Consider the following 19281-nt stretch of genomic DNA (forward strand, 5'->3'; position numbering starts at 1 on the left):
GACAGCCTCTCCGTTGGAGGCCCGATCTCGCTGGCGTGTCGGATGGGACCGGCCCGCCTCTTCGAGGGCGGGCCGTTGCGTATCCAAAACTACCTGCGCACGACACTCCGCCCCGGACCCGTGGTACCGGTGGTAATCGTGGTGGTAGTGGTCATCGCGGCAATGACGCCCGCGCACGAAGGCATGCAACCGGTGTGAACCGTTGCAACAAACATGCGAGAGAGTGTGAAAAGCGGCGACATGGCGCTGACCATACGGGCAATGTTGCACCGCGGTCAACAGATTCATCTGCAACTTTCCGGCTTGACGAAGCGGAGCAGGAACCTGCGGCAGGTTGTCGCGAAGCCCTGAGCAGCAAGCGATGCGGGCCTACAATTGCGCGATGAACCTTCTTCCAACCCTGCGCACGATGCTTGGTGCGGCCCTCGTGCTGCTCGCGTCCGGCACAGGCGTAGCCGCCGCCGTGACCCCGCAGGCTGCGGGGGCGCCGCGGGTGCCTGACAGCATCGAGCAGCGTGTCGCCGCATGCACCAGTTGCCACGGTGCGCAGGGCGCTGGCACGCCGGACAACGTGTTGATCCCGCGCCTGGCGGGCAAGCCGGCCGGCTACTTGCTGCAGCAACTGGAATACTTCCAGAGCGGTCAGCGTCAACACGGCCCGATGGAATACGTGGTGCGCCAGCTCAGTCCCGCCTATCTGCGTCAGATCGCCGAGTACTTCGCGCAACAGGAAGTGCCGTATCGCAAGCTGCCGGTACCACCGGTGTCGGTGGCGACGATGCGTCGTGGCGAACAGTTGGTGCTGCGCGGGGACTCGACCCGGGGCGTGCCGTCGTGCGTCAGCTGTCACGGCGCCAAACTTACCGGCGTGCAACCGATGATGCCTGGCCTGATGGGCTTGTCCTATGACTATCTCAGCGCCCAGCTGGTCTCGTGGCGCACGCGCACTCGGGCCGCGGAAGGCCCGTACTGCATGGGCGTGGTCGCCAACCGCATGCGCGAATCAGACATCACCGCGGTGTCCGCCTGGCTTGCCAGCCGCGACTTGCCCGCTGATCTGCATCCCATGCCGGCCAGCGCGCAGACCGAACCCTTGCCGGGCTGGTGCGTGATGGGCAACACGGGAGTGAAGCCGTGAAGTGGTGGCGACGTGGATGGTGGGTGCCGGTCTTGTTGTTGGTCGGCATATTTGTGTGGATATTTGCCGGTCGCGGAAGCGCCGTCCCTTCGTCGCCGACGCAGCGCGACGCGGATACCGCGGCATTGAGCGACCCTGCCGTAGTGTCGCGAGGCGAGTATCTGGCCACGGTCGGGGATTGCGCTGCCTGCCACACGGCTCGCGACGGCCAGCGTTACGCCGGTGGTCGCTCGCTGGCGACTCCGTTCGGGGATGTGCCGGCACCGAACATCACGCCCGATCCGGAGACCGGCATCGGCCAGTGGAGCTTCGATGATTTCTGGCAGGCCCTCCACCTTGGGAAAGGGCGCCGTGGCGAGTTGCTGTACCCGGTGTTCTCCTACACCTCGTTCACCAAGGTGACCCGTGACGATGCATTGGCGATCTTCGCCTACCTGAAGTCGCTGCCGCCGGTGCATCGGCCCGCCAGCGAACTTGGCCTTGCGTTCCCGTACAACGTGCGCAGCAGTCTGCTGGCTTGGCGTGCCTTGTACTTCAAGCCGGCTGTATTCAAGACCGATTCCGCGAAGTCCGCCGAATGGAATCGTGGTGCCTACCTGGTGCAAGGCTTGGGCCACTGCAACGAATGCCACACTACGCGCGATTCGCTCGGCGGCATCAAGAAGGATCGTCACCTTACCGGTGGTCAAATTCCCGCAATGAACTGGTATGCGCCCGATCTCAGCACCCAGGACGGTGGCGGCCTGGCCGGCTGGAGCACAAAGGACATCGTGGACTTGCTGAAAACCGGTCAGTCAGCCAAGGGCGCTGCCTACGGTCCGATGGCTGACGTGGTGCGCCTCAGCACCCAGCACATGACCGATGCCGACCTGCAGTCGGTGGCGATCTACCTGCAATCGTTGCCACCACGCACGCCAGCGCAAACGGCCGCAGCGCCCTTCAGGCAGGCGGCCAGCCACGAGCGGGGCGACAAGCTCTATGCGCAGCGCTGCGCTGACTGCCACGGCGACAATGGACAGGGTGTTCCCGGGATCTACCCACCACTCGATGGCAATACATCAGTCACGGAACCGACCGGCATCAACGCCATCCGCACCGTGCTGCTCGGTGGCTTCGCCCCGACAACCCGCGGCAATCCGCAACCCTATTCGATGCCGCCGTTCGCCCAGCAATTGAACGATGAAGACGTCGCCGCCGTAGTCAGCTACATCCGCCAGTCCTGGTCCAACAAGGCGGGCGAGGTGCAGCCCGTCGACGTAAGCACGTACAGGCATACGCCGATTGATTGAGGTGTGGGGCAAGACGAAATCGGGGGGACATCGCCCAACTGTCGACCCTCGTAAATCAGTGCCACGCTAAAATTATAAGTCGCCGGATCGGATGAATGCGCATATCGGCGTGGATGTGGAGTCGGGGCTGATACACACGTTGACGCCGACCCCGGCCAACGTGGACACCGGTGGCCACGCTGCTGCACGGCAAGGAGACCGGCTATCAGGGAGCCGAGAAACGCGCACTCAAGCGGGGCCGCACTTGGTACATCGCCGCCAAGCGCGGCCGCATGAAGGCAATGTCCGACGGTGAGCTGAAGGAGGCCGTGCAGCACATCGAACACATGAAGGCTGCCGTACGTTCCAAGGTGGAGCATCCGCTCCGCGTGGTGAAGTGGCAGTTCGGCTATCAGAAGGTGCGCTTCAAGGGGCTGTTCAAGAACACGGCGCAGGTGCTGACACTGTTTGCGCTGTCGAATCTGTGGATGGCGCGACGAACGTTGGTGGCTTCTGCATGGGAGGTGCGCCTGTGAGGCGGGGAACCTGCCTGATCAAGGGCGAATGTCGTGCCCGGTGATTCGTCCTGTTTCTTCCCAACACATCGCGATATGCGTTGCGGACGTATCGACGTCTGTTTCTCACTCAGTAGATCAGATCATCCCTAATGGCAGCTTGCGCCTGGCGAGGTATGCCAGGGACGTCAACGTCAATGCAAACCACGCCATGGCCAAGTCGTGATGCATGCGAGAGTCTTTGGCTGGATGGTGCCCGAAAAATGCGAATGTTGTTGGGTTCGGCATCGATGAAGTCAATGACCGGTTGCTGCATTGAATGTGGCTGGTTGACTGGCCGGCGGGTCAACAAACTCGATAGTCTTGAGGACTGCCGTAATCTTGGGTAGCTTACTGGCCGAGTCAGGCTGGGTAACACCACGAATCTGAGTGCGCCCGCAGAGCACTTGGGGACCATTGTTTTCAACAAGACAAAAGTTGAAAAAGCGCGACCTACGGTCGCGGTCCGCGTAATAGATCTGATCGATCGCCGCGCCAACACCCTGCCAGTTCTTGCCGGAAAACTCGATGAGTTTGAATTTCTGCTCGGGCTTGAAGGGGATGTTGAAATCAAGATCGATCCATTTGCCGCCGATCGGTTTGGCGCCAATCTTTTCATATATTTCTTTCTGCGAGGCGCCTGCGTAACAGCTTATGAGGAAACTCCACTCCTCCGTTCCTGGCGCTGAGTACACTGCGCCCTTGATGTATGACTGATTGTCTATAGAAAGGCTTCCGCCATCCAGCTGCATTGAAAAACTGCACTTCCCGGCCGTGTAGGTTTCCCTGTGGAGTACGTGTGGCCGTGGGGTTTGGTCCGCCTCCGTACATGCATCGCAGGACGCCTTTTGCGCACATGCTGTAGATGTCATGCAGAACAGGAGCGCGCCGACTATTAGATATGGGTTCATGGTCGCCTCGGTTTGTAGCCTTGAGGTTCACTCGGATTGCCCGAACCGGGAAAAGTAGATGTATCCAACTACACGACTTCGCAGGCGTTGTATGCCTGGAACGGGTTCTACCCCGTTAACGCGGACACTTCCAAGAAGACCGATCATGGTCAAAAAGGAGTGTCATGTCCAAGCGAAGAAAGTTCAGCGACGAGTTCAAGCGCGCGGCCGTTGGCCTGACCCGCCAGCCGGGTGCCAACGTCAGTCAGATAGCCCGCGACATCGGCGTGGGTGCGGGGGTTCTGGGTCGTTGGTGGCGCGAGCTGGAGACGACCACGACGAAGGCCTTCACGGGCTCGGGCGTGCCTCGTGACCAAGAGATGGCCACGCTCAAGCGCGAGCTGGCCCGGGTGAAGAAGGAGAGAGATTTTTTGCGCGATGCGGCAGCGTTCTTCGCCAGGGAATCGAGCTGAAGTATCAGACGATCCAACGCTTTCGCGGTCTCTATCCTGTCCAACTGATGTGTCGATGCCTGAATGTGTCGACCAGTGGCTTCCATGCCTGGAGCAAACGGTCCACGAGTTCTCGCGAGGCCGACAACCAGCGGTTGCTGGTGCGAATTCGCGAATACCACGAGGCTAGCGGCGGCGTGATGGGCATGCCGCGCATGCATGAGGAACTGAGCTACGACGGCGAGACGGTCAGCCCTAACCGCGTGGTGCGACTGATGGCCCGACATGGGCTGTTTGGCGTGCCACAGCGTCGGCCGTTCCGTAACAAGCGAACGGGCGTCAGGCCCGATCATGTGAGGAATCACCTTGAGCGAGACTTCGTGGCGCTGGAACCGAACACCAGATGGGTCCACGTTGCGATCCGGGCATGGCGCATAGCGATACGCGCTGGCGCTCATGCCCACGACCGCCAGCGAGCGTCGCTCGCTCAACCCCTTGTCGACCATCTGCCGCACCAGCTCGCGCCGAGCCGGTGCGCTCACCACTTTTTTCGCAAGGCGTCCTTGATGACCTCATTCTCAAGCACTTGCTCGGCCAGCAGCTTCTTCAGCCGCCCGTTCTCCGTCTCCAGCCACTTCAACCGCCTGGCGTCGGGGACGCTCATGCCGCCGAACTTACTGCGTCACAGGTAGTACGAGGCCTCGCTGAAGCCGTGCTTGCGGCACAGCTCCTTCACCGGCATGCCGGCCTCCGCCTCACGCAGGAAGCCGATGATCTGTTCTTCGGTAAACCGCTTCTTCACGTCCAATCTCCTTCGGATGGGGGATTGGACTCCAAACCAGCGTGCTACTCAAAATCGGGGGGCGTCGGATGGCGCTTAGCTAATAAGAGAAGCAAAAAGCACCGATCCGGTATCAGGATAAGCATTGCTGATTTATGGTGATGAAATTTGCTAGACATTCTAGCGGCTAGGCGGTGTTCCTTCCGGGCACTTCTGGATTTTCGATGAAGAAATTTCAATGTTAAAAGAACATATCGATTTTAAGCTCGGAACGAAGGGAATCGCCATCTCGGAATTACCTTCAGGGTAGTCTTCCCCCTGCTTTATTCTTAAAGGAAAGCTAATCCAAAACGAATTCTGCTTATGGACCACGACCGGGGATTCTGTCCATCTGCAATATGGATCAGCTTGTATGACCTTTAATTCATTTCCTTCCAGTTGATAAAGTAGGCAGGTATTTTGGATATTTTTATCGCCTTTTACCTGAGCGGAAACAATCGTTCCCGATGTGTTTTCAAATTTCCAATCCACAATGTTCTTGATTAAGGTCTCCCCTCCATTTTCTTTACTCAAATCTCCAATATTTGAAGCTGTGAAGGACGAGTTGTCTTTTGGCGTAGTAACGCCAATTATGGGGTCTTGGTTTTGTGCACTGCAGGCCGTCGAAAAAATTGTTAAAAAAACAAAAATATATCTCACGGTGTTGGCCTCAGGCAATTAACGGCAACGGGGCCGCGTGGGGTTGTAATGCTAACTACTGATCCAGTACCTATGCTATCTGTAAGCTGACGTAAGCTGTAAAACGTATAAGCCTGCCTTTCGTGATATCCGTTGCCGCCACCATTTACAAAGGCATTGATTTTTCCTATCACTACTGCTGAATATGCCTCGTCACATTTTCTGTTTATATTCGTTACTCCGGAATGATGTTTTGAGACCCAGTAGTACCCTCCGGAATCACAAGCGTTATACGGGTCGGTGGCGATGATATCAGGGTCATATCGCGGAGCCCACTGAAACTGCGCTCCCCCATCGGAAGGGCTTGCTGAATAATGTCGTGATGTTGCAGTTATTCTTGGGCTGGCTGAGCTAAGTCTCTCAACATAAGGTCCTGTGTGATTTGGCAATGTCTGCGTCGATCTGTAATTGCCGTAGTCACGATAATTGCCTGCCCACGTTAATTGCATTATGCCTCTGCCGAAAAACGCAGTGTAATATTGAGTGGCGGGATTTGCAGACGAGTATTGCCCAAAAAACCACTCTTGCAGAAGTACGCGATTGGGTGGTTGGTTTCGCCATTGTGCAGTTTCAAGTAAGACCTGTGATAAAAAGCATGCTTGCCGCGATCCGGTTGTAATCACGTACTTGCGCATCGTCTTGTTTAACGCAGTGAAATGTTGTGAGAGCCTAGTTTTTGCTGTGGCAAGTGACAAGGTGTTTACTAGGCCTTGCGTATTGGCCTTGTGAGTGGATGTGCCTGAATAGAACATGTGACATGGCATCGTTAGCGCCAGCTCATTGAGGCTAAGCCATCCACCGCTTCTGTAATGATCCACGAATTGCAGTGGGTGAAAGTGCCAGACCTTGCCGGCTAATCCACTGGTAGACCAAAACGCCAGCTTTTGAACGTGATTCTTGAATTTTGTCCATGCCGCCGGATCGGCGAGTGGGTGACCTGTCTGCTTGAGGTGCTCGTAAGGATTAGCGGTTGGATTGTCGAGGTTGCTGTCGTCCCATTCGCTGCGGAATTTGCAGACCAGCAAACGTAGCTTCTTGGCTATTGCCGGGTCGGTGGCCTGAGTCACGAAGTCCGGTGGTTCACACAGGCTGTGTTTGCTGGCGTCGGTGGGGATGTGCAGCACCGTTTGCAGGGCTGCGACATCGCAGATGCCGTCCTCGGGAAACGCATCGTCGCCAACGTCGATTTTCTTCCAGCCGAGCCAGTGCGGGAAGTCCGCGTCCGATAATTTGCTGACGCTGTTGCCGTTGGCAGCCAGGTCGATATAACCCATTTCCGCGGCCGCTGCGCCGTAGCGAACTAGCTGCCAATTTTCATTGGTGACGGTGGTGTCGGGGCCGAGGACGCGGCCGAAGCGCAACCATTCATAGCCGGCGCTTGGGCAATCGGTATAGAGATGGCTGGCGAGGCGATAGAGCTCGTATTCGTAATCGGTCTGCGTGACTGGTGTGCCAACTTGCTCGTGGTCGCCATTAGCCAGCTTGCGGTAGGTGGTTGAGGTGCGCTGGCCCTTGTCCAGCCGGACGCTTACGTACAGCTCGCCGCCGCTGTTGTTGCCGGCCTGACCGATCGGCAATTTGTCGTTGCCACTGTAGTGAGCGGTGCCACCGAGGCTGATGCGATGCTGGGCGTCCGCGTGCGGATGGCGCGCGGCGAAGCTTTTGTTTTGCGGAATCACGAAACCGGCATCGCCGAAGAAGTCGGTCGAGCCGGCGCCGCCTTGGGCAATGGCCGTACTGTCCTTCCAGAAGTGCCCGAAATCGGCATCGGTGGCGAAGATTTCGAAATGCACACAGGCACCGGAATGCTGGTAGAGCTGGCCACCGAAGCCGAGCACATCCTTGCGAAAGACCTTGTTGGTGCCGCCGGATGTTGCGGTGGCGCTTGGTGCCGCACTGCGCATAAATGCAGGGAGTTGCGCGAACTGGGCAGCGGTCAGCGCGCTTTTCAGCTTGAGGTGCATGTAAAGCGAATAGAACACCACAGGCGTGTGATCACCGGTCTCGGTGGTGTGTTTGAGCAACACGAAGCTGGTGTCGTAGTTGCCCACGCCGTCGTAACTTTCGGTGACTGAAGCGCAGCGATAGGCCAGGACGTCGCCATCGGCAATGGCGCGAATCGGCTCGGTGCCGGGATTAAGGTGGATGCCGCCATGCCAACGGTTACGGCGGCTGACCGGATAAAGGCCCTGGTCGGGGTGGACGTAAGTGCGCAGAAAGGCGTCCAGATCGCTCTCGCCGGTGTGAGCAGCGGGCAATGGAAGAATGGGGTAACTGATTAGCATGGGTCGTCCTAGACCGAGAAGGGCTCTTGCCCAAGGATTGTGAGCTGGCTGCAGGGTAGGCCGGCCGGCGTGGCCGCTTGACTCTCACCCCCCAACCATTCATGCGTCCCGCTCTTCACCGTGAAATTGCCCGGACAGGCGATGGTGATGTTCTGGCCGTCGAGGGTGATCTGGCTTTGGCCGGATTGCAGGACGATTTTGTCCTTGGCCAGGATCTGGATGCTGTCGGTGGTGCTGGTGATAGTGACGCTTTGGTCGGCGAGGATGTCCATGGCGTCGGTGTGGGCTTCGAGGCTGACCGGGCCGTGGTTGGCGATGATTTTCATGCCGCCGTCGGCGGTGTAGAGGCTGGCGCTGTCGCCGCTGACGGCGGCGAGGGTGGCGCCGGCGGCGAGGTGGGTGTCGCGCTGGCTGGTGAGGTGCTGGTGTTCGCCGGCGAAGCTGGCGGCGCTCTTTGGGGTGGTGAGGGCCACGCTTTCCGGTGACTCCATCAGCACGGCGGGCTGAGCGAAGCGTTCGACCGGGTCGCCGCCGCTGCGTTGGTTGCCGCTGGGTTTGCTGGCGGCCTGGCCGTTGACGGGGCCGCTGTATTTGCCGTTTTGCTGGGGGTCGACCGCTTGCTGCAGATCGGTTTGCGCGCTGTTGGCTGTGAGACCGCCGGCCTTGGCTTGCGTGGCCGCGCTGTCCAGCCGCTTGGCGGTGGCATTGGCGGCTTTGAGCTGGCCGATCGCTTCGGCGGCATCCATCTGGGTGGATTGGCCTTGTGAGCGTGCGGTGCCGGACAGCAGCAAGCCTTCGCCGGCGCGGACCACCGCCCAGCCGGCGGTGAGGAGTTCGAAGCCTTCGCCGCGATAACCGCCGCGCGTGTTGCCGTTCTGGTCGATCAGGTAGCCGAGATTGAGCTGGCTGTCGGCGATGCTGTGATTGAGGCTGTGGCGCAATTGACCGCTGGCATCGTCGAGCACCCAGCGGCTGCCGTTCTGGCCGTCCAGGGTTTGCGTCTGCACGCCACTCAGCGTGCCGGGATGATTGGCGCCGCTGTTTTCGCCTGCCGCGAACGGCGGCGTGGCCGGGCCGTTGTAGAGCTGGCCGACGACGACGGGATGGTCGATGTCACCGTGGGCGTATTCCACCAGCACCTCACTGCCGATACGCGGCACGAAGCTGTGGCCGTGGTGGGCACCGGCGTTGGCCTCGGCAACGCGCACCCAAGTGCCCGAATGATGATCGCCCGGCGCATGGCCTTGCGGCAGGTGCTGGCTCATCGTGTCGGTGAGGCCGCCAGGTAGCGGTGCAGTGCCGCGCTGCCACGGAAACTGCACGCGGACCTGGTGGTCGCGGGTGCCGGTAAGCGTGTCGCCCGGCACGCCGGTGACGATGGCGGTTTGCACGCCCGGGGCCAGCGGGCGGTCGCGATGCGAGGGGGCAATCGGTGTGCCGGCGGGCACGGCGTCGAATTGCTGGCGGTAACTGCCCTTGCCGAGCGTGCGGTCGTCGGTCTGGCTGCCGCGCAGATGCGGCAAAGCCGTGCCGAGGTTGTTGGTGGCCACATGGTCCAGCGTCAGCGGCACAAAGCTCTGGCCGGACAGGTCCGGATGCTGGGTCAGCACGTAGCTCTTGCCCGCTTCCAGCGTGCGCACGGCACCCTGGCCGCGGAAGGTGCGGGCAGGCAGACGCAGGGCATCCAGTCGATGGGTGGCGTAGCGCTGCGCCTGCGCCGAGGTGTCGAAACGCCCGCTGCGGTCGGCGTCGAACACGTCCAGCGAGGGCAGTTCGGGCGCGTTGCCGTCATGGGGAGCTTGCGCGTTGCCGGCCACGCTGAGTACCTGGTCTGCTTTCCAGCTGGCGGTGGTGACTTGGTCGGGCACCAGCTGGCGGCGTTCGCTGAACACGCTGACTGCGTCATCCTGCTCGGTGGCGTCGACGCGGTGGAAGCGCACCGAGGCAGGCGCGCCCGTGGGCTGTGCCGCCTGGGTGTCGAAGATCACCAGGGTGTGGCCGGGGCCGTCGTCGCTACTGGTCTGGTCGTGCTCGAAGCGGTACGACAGGCCTTCCTCGCCCAGCAATCGCTGGATAAAAGCCAGATCGGTTTCGCGGTACTGGGTGCAGATGGGACGGGTGCGCAAGGCCGTGGTGACTTCGGTGCGCACCTTGAGTTGCGGGTAGTCGGCCAGCACCTGGGTGACCACGTCGAGCGCGTTGCGATCCTGGAAGATCAGCGCATTGCAGCGCAGCGCCAGCAGGGCCAGCCCGGATTGCATGTCGAGCCGGTAGCGCGCCAGGCCGCCATCGGCACCTAGTGAAGCCGCATGGGTGATGATGCCGTGCCAGTAGCGGCGGCCACCGGCGGCGGTGGCGATGCCCACGCTGATCGGCTGGCCGACCAGCGGCTTGAGGTCGATGAAGGCGGAGGCGCTGACGCAATCCAGTTCGAAGCGGAAATCGTCGTTGACGGCTTCGCGCCCTTCGAGGCGTTCGACGATCAGGCCGTCGGCCGCGGCGGTGTCCAGCGTGATGAAGCGCGTGGTCTGCGACAACAAACCCAGCCAGGCGGAAACATCCATTGCGTCCATGCGTGATCCTCTATGGCTCTGTACATCTGAAACTCCCTGTGCAGAAAGCATATCGCGTTGCTTTTGCGACAGGGCTGGCGCGAAGCGAAGTCGGTGAAACCGGACACACATTGCCGGTGTTCCCGACAAGGCTCGGGGCTCATGCGGCAGAACGCACGTAACGGTCGGGCCGGATACGAGCCGCCTGCGCGGCATCGCGAAGCCGAATCGATGACGTGCGGCCTCTAGTTCCTGTTGATTCTGAAATCGATGCGTCGGTTGCGTGCGCGGCCAGCGTCGGTCCCGTTATCGGCGACGGGGTTGTCCGGGCCCTGGCCGCTGACAGAAAGGTTCGCGGCGGGAATGTTTCTGCTGACCAGATACGTTTTGACCGCGCTGGCCCGATCCAGGCTCAACTGGATGTTGGACTGCCGACTGCCGACATTGTCGGTATTGCCAATGACGCTGACAAAGGGACTGTTCAACTTCAGGATGGCAGCGGCCATCTGGTCGAGCACCGCGCGGCCCTCCGGGGTCAGCTCCGCGCTGCCGCTCTTGAACTGGACGGTGCGATTGGCCAGGGTTTCGTCCAGCACCTTCTGCTTGGACTCGCCAATGCGCATGTTCTGCTTGATGCCGTAGTGCGAATCGAAGGCGCCCGAAAGACTGCTGAGTACCTGCTGGCGCACGGCCTCGTTGGGTACTTCGCCGGTGATCTCGATGGTGTTGCCCTGTACCTGCAGTTTGCCTCCGGAAACCTGCTTGAGGTCCGGGCCGATCATGGCGGTGACGTAGCGACTCCAATTGGCCGGGGTGACCACGCCGCCGACCTCGATGTGATCGACGACATGGTCGGCCCCATACAGCGTGCGCAATTGTGCGATCACACTGGCCCGCGTCGATTCGTTGGGTACGGTACCGCTGACGGTCACCATGCCGTCCTGAACGGTGGACGATGCCACCGGCGTCTGCGCCTGCACAGCGGCACTGCAAAGCACGAGCACGCCAATGATGAGTTTCCGCATGGTCATGCTCATGCTCCCAGAAAGGTTTCGCGGAACGTGTTTCGCGCCGTACGCAGCGAGAGGTTGTCCTGACTGGCATAGGTGGACAGCTTTTTCAGCGTCGGATCATCGTGCGCGTGATCCTCGACCCAGTCAGGGTTGTTCAACGGAATGAAATCCTGTTCGACCACGCGCGGCTCGAACATCGCCTGCAGGCTGCGCCCCTGCAGGCCGCTGAATCCGACAGCCAGCGCAGGTTGCGGCCCTTGCCGCAACAAAATCATCAGTTCGAAATCGGCGCGCCCCAGAAAGCCGGAAATCAGATCCAGCCACAACGTCGATACGAGGTTTCGGTACAGCGGATCACGCGGCAACGGCAGCAGCAGCCCCTTGCCGATGCGTGCGGCGCCGCTGCTCATCACCGGCTGCAGCAGGATGCCCAGCGCAAGCAGGATGCGCCGTATCGAAATCGAACCCTCATGCACGCCGAGCATGGATTCGAGACTCTCCAGCGTCTGCATCTCCAGAAAATCCTGGAAGGCCGGATTGAGTGCTTCGTACAACACGTTCACGTTGGCGCGGTTGTCGACCATTTCACTCAGCGGGGTGGACGGATCCGGCGCCTCGCGTGCGAGCAGCGTTTCGCGCTCCAGCCGCGACCACACCCTGGAGAACGCCAGCGGGCTGCGCGAGAGGAACGCCAGTGGCTGCGGCACATCCATCGAGACTGCGGTCATGAACGGAAAGCGACGGCCGGAAGCATCGGTGCTTGGCAGCAGGTGTCCGGCGATGGCGCCACGGCTGCGCGACCCCAGGATGGCGAAGTTGAGTGGGTGGCCCATGTCGTACAGCTGCTTCCAGGCCACGTCCTGCGACAACATTTCCAGCCCCTGGCCGGCCCAGCGATCCAGCGTGGCGATCAGCTGATGGTTATTGCCGGGCGCTTTGAGGAAGTCGCCACGGCTGGGCAGTTTGCCGAAGTAACTGATGCTGAGTGACAGTTCACCGTTCATGGTGCTCCCTCCGTGGTGGGTCGGGCCTGGTCCGTGCCTTTGCTGGTTCCGGCAACCGTGGCGGGCAGCACGGTTCCGAGCAGCCCCTGTTTTTGTGAGCCATCGGCATTGGTCTGGGCACCGCTGACCACCTGCAGACGTGCGGTGACGGCAATGCCGTCACGGCTCCAGGTCAGCGTGTAGACCCCGTTGTTGTCCTTGTTTCCCTTCGCGGCCAGGAACAGCTTCTTCAGCGCATCGCCGCCGCTGAGGTCTTGAATCATCACGGTGCGCCCGTCGTAGGTCACCGCACTGATCTGGGCCACCGGGTTCGCCTGCGAGCCGTCCCAGACGAAGGGCTTCCATTCTGGTGGCGTATTGCGATAACGCAGGCTTTGTCCATTGATGGTGATGGTGTACTCGCTGATGCCGCCGCTGCCCGGTTCGGGTTGGATCTTGAAGATGGTCTGCGTTCCGCTGCCGGTGGTCTGTCCCAGCGGCGCCACCCATTGCGCCAGGCCGGTCATCAATTTCGGTGACAGGTTGATGCCCATGTCAGCCCACTGCTTGGCCGTCAGCGTGTCGCCGCGACGATCGACCAGTGGGCCGAGGGTATCGCCGGCAAACTTGGCGATGGCGCCGGACGGCCCGAACACCTGGATGATCTCGCTGTCCGCGGCTTGCACCTGCCCGGAGGTGTCGAAGGGATACTTCTGCGACAAGTTGGCTTCGAACGGCGTATACACCTGCGCGGTCCAGATCTTGTTGATCTCCAACTCGGTGGGCTGCACCAGCGCGCTGAAGGTCTGCATCAACGGGCGCAGCAACAACGGCCGCAACGTGTTGCGTTGACGATCATCCAGGCCGTCGAGCATCTGCTCGTCAACCAGCTGGAGCCCGCTGGAAAGCTCCGAACCGCTGCCGCTGAGCGTTTTCTGCATCAGGTCGCGGGTGCCCGGGCCCGGATCGCCCTGGTTCTTGATCGCATTGAGCCGGGTGCGCAACTTGGCCAGCATGTCCAGGTAGTTGTTGAGCAAGGGCGGATTGTTGTCGCGCGCCACCATCAGGCGGGCCACACCGGCGAACGCGCTGCCGACCGGGCCGGTCCGCAACTTGCCGTCCGGTCCCTTGATGTTGTCCAGATTGAGGTTCACTCCGCGTGGTTGCTGGCGCAGGATCACCCGCTTGAACCAGCCCACGAATCCGCCCTGGGCCGACTTCAGCCCCTGATCAACGAGAGAGGGGTTGTCCCAGGATGTTTGCTGATAGACGTTCTCGATCAGTTTGCGCATGGGCGAGTTCTGCGGATCGCCCAGGGTGTTCATGTCGTCCACGGCGGCCGCGAAGTTGTCGAACGGCGCTACCGACACGCTTTGCAGGAATTTCTGCCACTCATGCACGTAGTCGGTGTCGTAAAGCGTTTCCAGTTGCTTCTGGATCTGCTCCGGGCTGCCGGAGAGGGTCAGGTCGGTTTGCTGGGTGGTTTGCAGCACCCAGTCCGTGGCGTTCAACTCGTTGTTCGCCGCATCGCGGATCGCGTCCTTTACATAGCCTTCCCACGCTTCGCGTGAGAACGAGCCGGCAACGGCGTAACTGCCCACCAGAATCTTGCCGTTCTGATCGCCGAGGATCGACGCCACGCTGATTGACGGATAGCGCGTCGCGGCACGCGCCTTCAGTTCGGCATAGACCCGGTTGATGGCCGGCATGCCGCGCATCACGTTGCGCAGCGCCTGTCGGGTGTCGTCCACCAGGGCGATCTTGTTGTCGACGGTGGGCCAACCCGGTTGGTCGTATTGGGCGACGTAGAAACTCATCAGATGGTCGGCGGTGCCGATCAGCTGATCACGCGTCATCATGCCGCGATTGGCATCCAGCCATTCACGCCAGAAACGGGTGAGCTGATCCGACAGATGCACCGGCTCGACCCGGCCGGCATCACCCAGCATCAGATAGGCCTTCAATGCGTTGTAGGCATCCTGGGTATTTTCCGGTGCAGGGGCCTGGTAAGTGCCGGGGGCCACCGGCACCGGTGCGACGGTGTCCGTACCGGGTTTGGTCTGAACCAGCCGGTCGCGATGGGCTACCACCTTGTCCAGATACGCCTCGATGCCTTGCGTCACCGGGATCACCATCAGCTGGCGCATGCCGTGGAAATACTCGGTACGCAGCTTGTCTTCGATGGCGTCTCCCTGATACAGGCCCAGGCCAAGCATTACCGGGTGGTCGTGGCGATAGTCCTGCAATTGTTGCAGGCGATCCTGGATGATCTGCAGGGCTTGCAGGCGTGACTGCAGGTCCACCCGGTCCTTTTGCAGTGCCTCCACCTTGGTCAGGTCGGCCTGCACATTGACCACCAGCTGACGGTTATTGGTATACGACCATGCCCAGCCGGCCAGGGTCAGGCCCAGCGCCAGCGCAGAGCCCAGCAGGACCGCGTAGCGGGTACGCGTGCGGTTGCGGCTGGAGTGTTGCCGCACCAGTTGCTTGTCCGCGAAGATCACCTTGCGGAACAGGTCAAGCAGGAAGAATCCCTTGGCCGAGGCCTGGCTCGTGGCGGTCGGCGCGGCATCGGCAGCAGAGAGACCGTAGCGTTTGGCGATCCGGTCGGAGGCGTGATGGACCGAAGCGGTTTCCTGCAGCGCGCTGGTGAAATAGAAGCCGCGGAAGACGGGGTGGAACTGGAACGGATTGTCTTCGAACAACGTGGCGATGAACGTGCGCAGGGTGGCCTTGATGCCGGTGAACTCCAGCGGCAGTGTCAGCAGGCCAGGGGCCAGGGCATTGCCGCGGTTGAGCGACATCTGCGACAGACTCATTTCCTTGAGGCCTTCGCTGAGCTCGTCGAAGTAGCGGTCGAATTGTTCCACGCCATCGGCATTGCCGTCCGGCTGGAACGGCAGCGTGGCACCCCACACGCGTTCACGCTCACCGTCGTCCAGCGTGTGGAAGAAATCATTGAAGCCGGCGATCAGGTCAGCCTTGGTGAACACGACATAGACCGGCGCAACCACCTCCAGCCATTCGGTCAGTTCCTGCACACGCTGGCGCAGGTTCTTGGCGAGGTTGATCGCGAATTCCGGGCGATTGCCGGTGAGCTCGGCGATGCTGGCAGCGATGATGATGCCGTTGATCGGCGCGCGTGGTCGATTCTTGCGCAGCAGCTCCAGGAAGCTCAGCCACTCGCTGCGATTTTCGTCGTGCACCGAATAGCGTCCGGCGGTGTCGAGCAGAATGCCTTCGGTGGTGAAGTACCAGTCGCAATTGCGGGTACCACCGATGCCCTGCACGATGCTGCCGTGATTGTCGGCAAACGGGAAGCGCAGGCCGGAGTTGACGATCGCCGTGCTTTTGCCGGCTGCCGGGTTGCCGATGATCATGTACCAGGGCAGTTCGTACAGCGCCTCGGTGCCCTTGGTCTGGCCCAGACGAGAGGTTTTTATTGCCTTTACCGCTTCGCGCAGACGTTCGCGCAGCGCGTCCACTTCGGCATGGCGGCTCTTGCCGCCCGCGCCGGCCTTGCCGGGCTGCTGGATGAGTGCCTCACCCAACTGTTCGGAGGAGCGGCGAGCTCGCGCCCGGCGCAGCATCCAGAGCACGACCAGCACGATCAACAGCGCAACCAGGGCAATGCCGACCCAGAACGCGATCATCTTCAGCGCGTTGCGCCCCAGCAGGAAGACGCCGGCCATGATCCCGATGCCGATGATGGCCAGCGTGCGCGAATCGGTAAGCAGGTAACGAAGACGGTTCATCGGAAGCGGATTCCTGTCATGCCAATGATGGAGTGGTGCTTGTGGTGGCCGCAGGCGGAGGCGGCACGACCACGGCCACGGCGCGCAGACTGGCGTCGTGGTGGGAAAGGATCAGGCCGGGTTGCTGCATCCCGGCGGCTTGGTGGGCAGCCACCGCAACGGTGGCCAGTGTCAGTGCCGCGCCGCATTCGCCGTTGGCGACACCGAGCGGCAGCAGCACTTCGATGGGATCGCGTTCGGGTAGGGCGCTTTCGGCCAGATGCATCGCTTCAGCCGCGCGGCTTGCCCGCATGTCGGTATCGCTCACCAGATAGGCCGTCGCGCCGGCGTCCACACCGGCGCGTTCCAGTGCCTGGCCAACGAGCTCGTTGAACGTGTCGGCTTGCAATCGGCCGGGTGAATCGACGGCCTTCGCGCGCTGCCCGGCAAGCATTCGATGCAGACGTGCCAATTCGGGCAAGCCGGCGGGATGGGTGCACGCCAGCAGCACGGCGCTGGCGCCCTCTCCCGGCACCAGGCCTTCGGGGCGGCCCGCGCCATGCAGGGTTTGTGTCGCACTCCATTCGGCCACCGTCGACTCATCCACGTGTGAATCGCTGGCCAGCAGCAGATGCGGCAGTGGCGGGCGTTCGCCGTGGAAGGCGCGGTTGAGGTCGTCGAGACGCCTCAAGACGGCGGCGCCCGCATGCATGCCGTGCGCGGTCACCTGCAGCGCTGGTGCATGCCAGCCTTGCGCGGCAAGCTGCTCGACCAGCCACGTCTGAGCCAGGTCGCGATCGGCATCGCTCCAGCGTGCGGGCAGCAGCCACTCGAGTTGCAGTACCGGCCCGGCCGTGGCGCGTGCGGAAGACGCATTGGCCACCGCCGCTGAATGCAGCGGTTCGAAGTGCTCGTCCAGCATGCGCGTGACCAGCATCTGTGCCAATGCGATCGTGCGTTTGCGTGACTCGCTCCAGCCTTGCATGGTCTCAGGCAGGCTGTCCTCGATGGTGTCGGTATCGACATCGGCCACGGTCGCGGCGAATACCGGCAGCCCCTGCTGATCACGCAGCGCCGGATGCAGATCGACCCGCTGGCTGGCACGTGCCGCCTCGGCGAGTGAGTCGGGCGCGTCGCCGCCGGCGAACAGCGCATCGGCGGCAAAAATCGAAAGCTGCCATGCCAGCGAGGGATCTTCGGGCGCCATGACGTCGTCGACGACCGTTTCCCTGGTCAGTGCGGTAGCGATCTTTCGCCGCTTCTTCGCCGCATCGATCAAGCGCCGAAGAAGCACGAAGCCAAGCAGCAGCCCCAGCGGCAACGCGACCAGACAAAGCGCCACGTCTACGCCATTGGGAACCCGATTGAGCGCACGCCAGCGCAAGATCATTGCGCACCAGACCACACCGAAAGTCAGTGTGGCGAAGGCAAGTGGGCGAAGCAGGGAGCGTCGTTCCATCGGCGGTCAATCAGGTGTTGAAGACGGAGCGCTGCCCGTCCATGGCAGTGATGTTTTCATCAATGTGCGGGTCAGCTCGGAGAGGGGAATGGGTTGGGCCGGATGAGATCGCCGCCCACGCGAAAGCATGTGGCCAGGTCACGCGCCAGTGCATGACGGTGGGCAGGATTGCGCAGCAAGGCATGGGGTCGGCTCATCGATCAGCCCGCCGTCGTCGTCACGCTTTGCCCGGCAATCAGGGTGGCGCCGCAGGCGGTCTTGTCGCCGTGACGTGCAACGGGCTGACCCATGACGATCATGGTGTTGTCGCCGGTAGCGATGGTGGTGCCGCCGCACTTGGGGCAGGTCACCTTGTCGCCGATGCGGGCCACTTGCTTGCCGTGGGTCGTCGCGGTGGAGGCGCCGCTGACGACGGTGCCGCCATGGCTGGTCTTGTCACCGACGACGATGAAGGGTTTTGTCATGTCCAGGTTTCCTTACCTTTGTTGCGGGAGCCGCTGTCCTTCAGCGCTTATGCGGTCCCATTCCGGTTTTGTGCAACTCCACGTGCCCCAGATCCATCATCTTCCAGTTGCCACCCCAAACCAGGCCGGCGGCCTGCGCCACCTGGCCATACAACTCGTAGCCCCGCATGGCCCAGGCGTCCTTCTCTGAAATCACCAATTTGCCTTCGCGATAGAACGCGCAGTCCGCGGCAAGGCCGTACTGATGATAGCTCTGATACGCGCCCGCGTTGGTCACGTTGCTGCCTCTGGCAGCAAGAATGGCCTGTCGCTCGGGGCTGCGATAGCCCTCAAGCAGGGCCATGTCGTAACCGTATCGCTCCTTCATTATCCGGAAAACCACCAGCAGTCGCTGTCGGAAATCATCGTTGAGCATAGTCCAGTTGCGACTGGCCAAACCGAGATCCGGTCGAACCATTTCAACTTCCGGCGTGATGAACACCGCGGGTGGAAGTGCCGGTGGCGGTACCAGTTGTTCACCCTTGAGCAGACTGGCGACCAGCGACGTCGTCCCGGTGTCGGCTTGCTGGCTGGCGTTATAGCCGTCCAACATGACGCGCCCGCGAAATCCCAGGATGAGCATCGGCGGCAGCGCCAGAATCAGTCCCACTGTCAGCAACAAGATCCAGTGGCGACCGAGTTGCCGTGCCAGATGCGCGGCGTTGTCGCGCGTGTCGATCGATGTGTGACGCAGGGCTTTCGCCGATTCAGCCAGCGCCCGCTGTGCGCGTCCCGATGCCCGGTTTCGACGCGCGACCAGGCGCCGCCACAGCTTGAGCCGTGTATCCGGAAAGCAGAGCAGCCACAGCGAAAGCAGCGCCAAGGCGAGCAGGCCGGCCAGCCAGCCAAACAACGGATCCATGGTGCAGTGAAGTCCTTGTCGTGAACGGTCGAAGCTGCCGCCGCGCGGTGCCCGAAGCGGTGGCTTTGT

The 19281-nt window shown here is 61.6% G+C and carries 13 protein-coding genes and 3 pseudogenes; 5 read left to right on the forward strand and 11 right to left on the reverse strand.

The features are described from left to right. Positions 1-382: 382 nt before the first annotated feature. The 3 genes and pseudogenes from ACVWWQ_RS13335 to ACVWWQ_RS13345 all read left to right on the forward strand — a co-directional run. A complete protein-coding gene (locus ACVWWQ_RS13335; RefSeq protein WP_133948767.1) occupies positions 383-1138 on the forward strand; it encodes a c-type cytochrome in 756 nt (251 codons plus the stop codon). Next, a complete protein-coding gene (locus tag ACVWWQ_RS13340) occupies positions 1135-2427 on the forward strand; it encodes a cytochrome c (RefSeq protein ID WP_133948765.1) in 1293 nt (430 codons plus the stop codon). The genes ACVWWQ_RS13335 and ACVWWQ_RS13340 overlap by 4 nt, the downstream gene beginning before the upstream one ends. Before the next feature lie 91 nt (positions 2428-2518). Further along, positions 2519-2942, forward strand: a pseudogene (locus ACVWWQ_RS13345) (transposase); the annotation flags it as partial. 275 nt (positions 2943-3217) lie between these two features. Here the strand turns inward: ACVWWQ_RS13345 and ACVWWQ_RS13350 are convergent. After that, a complete protein-coding gene (locus ACVWWQ_RS13350) occupies positions 3218-3712 on the reverse strand; it encodes a hypothetical protein (RefSeq protein ID WP_133948763.1) in 495 nt (164 codons plus the stop codon). A gap of 323 nt (positions 3713-4035) precedes the next feature. On the opposite strand from ACVWWQ_RS13350, the gene ACVWWQ_RS13355 reads away from it, so the two are divergent. Both ACVWWQ_RS13355 and ACVWWQ_RS13360 read left to right on the forward strand, forming a co-directional pair. Then, positions 4036-4323 carry a transposase gene (locus ACVWWQ_RS13355; RefSeq protein WP_133948761.1) on the forward strand — a complete coding sequence of 96 codons (288 nt, stop codon included), beginning with the start codon at positions 4036-4038 and terminating at the stop codon, positions 4321-4323. A 47-nt stretch (positions 4324-4370) separates the two neighbouring features. Then, positions 4371-4604, forward strand: a pseudogene (locus ACVWWQ_RS13360) (IS3 family transposase); the annotation flags it as partial. Between the two features lie 105 nt (positions 4605-4709). On the opposite strand, the pseudogene ACVWWQ_RS13365 reads toward ACVWWQ_RS13360, so the two are convergent. From ACVWWQ_RS13365 to ACVWWQ_RS13410, 10 genes and pseudogenes are all read right to left on the reverse strand, one after another. Continuing rightward, positions 4710-5104 (reverse strand): annotated as a pseudogene (locus tag ACVWWQ_RS13365) (transposase); the annotation flags it as partial. Between the two features lie 159 nt (positions 5105-5263). Further along, complete coding sequence (locus ACVWWQ_RS13370; protein ID WP_133948759.1) at positions 5264-5782, reverse strand: hypothetical protein; 519 nt, start codon at positions 5780-5782, stop codon at positions 5264-5266. Beyond that, positions 5779-8106: a M23 family metallopeptidase gene (locus ACVWWQ_RS13375; RefSeq protein ID WP_133948757.1), complete on the reverse strand. Its 2328-nt coding sequence runs from the start codon at positions 8104-8106 to the stop codon at positions 5779-5781. The genes ACVWWQ_RS13370 and ACVWWQ_RS13375 overlap by 4 nt, the downstream gene beginning before the upstream one ends. 8 nt (positions 8107-8114) lie before the next feature. Then, on the reverse strand, positions 8115-10679 hold the full coding sequence (locus tag ACVWWQ_RS13380; RefSeq protein WP_166669714.1) for a type VI secretion system Vgr family protein: 2565 nt from the start codon (positions 10677-10679) through the stop codon (positions 8115-8117). A gap of 224 nt (positions 10680-10903) precedes the next feature. Beyond that, on the reverse strand, positions 10904-11683 hold the full coding sequence (locus tag ACVWWQ_RS13385; RefSeq protein ID WP_457383428.1) for an OmpA family protein: 780 nt from the start codon (positions 11681-11683) through the stop codon (positions 10904-10906). A gap of 8 nt (positions 11684-11691) precedes the next feature. After that, entirely contained in the window at positions 11692-12675 is a 984-nt protein-coding gene (gene tagF / locus ACVWWQ_RS13390) for a type VI secretion system-associated protein TagF (RefSeq protein ID WP_133948751.1), read from the reverse strand. Further along, a complete protein-coding gene (tssM, locus tag ACVWWQ_RS13395) occupies positions 12672-16409 on the reverse strand; it encodes a type VI secretion system membrane subunit TssM (RefSeq protein WP_133948749.1) in 3738 nt (1245 codons plus the stop codon). Before tssM ends, tagF begins: the two co-directional genes overlap by 4 nt. Before the next feature lie 16 nt (positions 16410-16425). Beyond that, complete coding sequence (locus ACVWWQ_RS13400) at positions 16426-17847, reverse strand: hypothetical protein (RefSeq protein ID WP_133948747.1); 1422 nt, start codon at positions 17845-17847, stop codon at positions 16426-16428. A gap of 200 nt (positions 17848-18047) precedes the next feature. Continuing rightward, complete coding sequence (locus ACVWWQ_RS13405) at positions 18048-18311, reverse strand: PAAR domain-containing protein (RefSeq protein WP_133948745.1); 264 nt, start codon at positions 18309-18311, stop codon at positions 18048-18050. A 40-nt stretch (positions 18312-18351) separates the two neighbouring features. After that, complete coding sequence (locus tag ACVWWQ_RS13410) at positions 18352-19212, reverse strand: M15 family metallopeptidase (protein ID WP_133948742.1); 861 nt, start codon at positions 19210-19212, stop codon at positions 18352-18354. Positions 19213-19281: the final 69 nt, after the last annotated feature.

This window comes from Rhodanobacter sp. TND4EL1, from assembly GCF_054061035.1.

Coding starts and splice junctions, on each gene's coding strand:
- ACVWWQ_RS13335 (WP_133948767.1), top strand. CDS start 383: ATGAACCTTCTTCCAACCCTGCGCACGATGCTTGGTGCGGCCCTCGTG.
- ACVWWQ_RS13350 (WP_133948763.1), bottom strand. CDS start 3,712: ATGCAGCTGGATGGCGGAAGCCTTTCTATAGACAATCAGTCATACATC.
- ACVWWQ_RS13355 (WP_133948761.1), top strand. CDS start 4,036: ATGTCCAAGCGAAGAAAGTTCAGCGACGAGTTCAAGCGCGCGGCCGTT.
- ACVWWQ_RS13375 (WP_133948757.1), bottom strand. CDS start 8,106: ATGCTAATCAGTTACCCCATTCTTCCATTGCCCGCTGCTCACACCGGC.
- ACVWWQ_RS13380 (WP_166669714.1), bottom strand. CDS start 10,679: ATGGACGCAATGGATGTTTCCGCCTGGCTGGGTTTGTTGTCGCAGACC.
- ACVWWQ_RS13385 (WP_457383428.1), bottom strand. CDS start 11,683: ATGCGGAAACTCATCATTGGCGTGCTCGTGCTTTGCAGTGCCGCTGTG.
- tagF (WP_133948751.1), bottom strand. CDS start 12,675: ATGAACGGTGAACTGTCACTCAGCATCAGTTACTTCGGCAAACTGCCC.
- tssM (WP_133948749.1), bottom strand. CDS start 16,409: ATGAACCGTCTTCGTTACCTGCTTACCGATTCGCGCACGCTGGCCATC.
- ACVWWQ_RS13400 (WP_133948747.1), bottom strand. CDS start 17,847: ATGGAACGACGCTCCCTGCTTCGCCCACTTGCCTTCGCCACACTGACT.
- ACVWWQ_RS13405 (WP_133948745.1), bottom strand. CDS start 18,311: ATGACAAAACCCTTCATCGTCGTCGGTGACAAGACCAGCCATGGCGGC.
- ACVWWQ_RS13410 (WP_133948742.1), bottom strand. CDS start 19,212: ATGGATCCGTTGTTTGGCTGGCTGGCCGGCCTGCTCGCCTTGGCGCTG.